General features: G+C 73.0%; 1 protein-coding gene. It reads right to left on the reverse strand.

Annotated elements, in window-relative coordinates; all coding sequences use genetic code 11:
* Window positions 1-19: 19 nt before the first annotated feature.
* The coding region (locus HMPREF3105_RS01445; protein ID WP_036314375.1) for a S1C family serine protease at window positions 20-1228 on the reverse strand (1209 nt) is incomplete at its 5' end.

Genomic DNA, 1228 nt, shown 5'->3' on the forward strand with positions numbered 1-1228 from the left:
GGGGTGGTGAGCGTGGTGGTCACGAGCGGGTGTCCTCCGTGAACGTCACCTCGGTCGTCTGCTCCGCGCCGTCGCGGAGGTAGGTGACGTCCACCGAGTCTCCCACGCGGTGCTCGCGGACGACGGCGGTGAGGGACTCGGAGTCGATCACCGCGCGGTCGCCGACGGCGGTGATCACGTCGCCCTCCTTCAGCCCGGCCGCGTCGGCCGCCGACTCTCCCACGACCTGCTGGACGCGGGCGCCGTCGCTGAACACGGTCCGGGCGTTCTCGCTGCCGCCCTGCACCTCGGCGGGCTCCGGGGTGACGCTCACGCCGAGCATGGCATGCGTGGCCTTGCCGTGGTCGATCAGGTCCTGTGCGACCCGCTGGGCGTAGTCCACGGGGATGGCGAATCCGACCCCGATGTTGCCCGCCTCGCTCGGGTCCTGGCCGGCCGAGGCGATCGCGACGTTCACGCCCACCAGGCGACCCTCGGCGTCGACGAGCGCGCCTCCGGAGTTGCCGGGGTTGATGGCCGCGTCGGTCTGCAGCACGTTGATGTACACCTCGCCCCGGGTGCCCTGCGGGGTGCCCGGCAGCTGGAAACGGTACTGATCGGTGCCGGAGGACGAGCCGGAGCTCTCGCCCTGCGGCTCGGGCGCCTCGGAGGACGCCACCGCGATGGTCCGGTCCAGGGTGGAGATGATCCCGTCGGTCACGGTGTTCGGCAGGCCCAGGGGGGCGCCGATGGCGACGGCCTCGTCCCCGACCTTCAAATCCCCGGACCGGCCGATCTGGATGGGGGTGAGGTCCGGGGCGTCGATCTTGATGACGGCCAGGTCGGACAGCGGGTCGGTGCCCACGACGGTGGCAGCGTAGACCTCCCCGTCCGAGGTGCGCACCGTCAGCTCGGCGTCGTTGGCCTGGCCGCCGAGGGTGACCACGTGGGTGTTCGTGAGGATGTGCCCCTCCGTGTCCAGGATCGACCCGGAACCGGAACCGGAGGCGGAGCTCGACGTCGCGGAGATGGTCACCACGGAGGGCAGCGCGGTCCTCGCGGCGTTCCCGACGGCGGTGTCCGCCACGGGCTGTCCCCCGGCCTCGGCCGAGGTGTCCGTCGCCTGCGAGGAGGAGGAGCTCGCGGCCTCGGACGCGGCCTCGCCGCCGTCCTCCGCGACCGCGCAACCGGAGAGCCCCACCATGAGCACGGCTGCGGCGAGCAGGCCCGCCCCGGCACGGGCGCGGGA

Source organism: Micrococcus sp. HMSC31B01, assembly GCF_001816085.1.
Classification (GTDB): Bacteria; Actinomycetota; Actinomycetes; order Actinomycetales; family Micrococcaceae; genus Micrococcus; species Micrococcus luteus.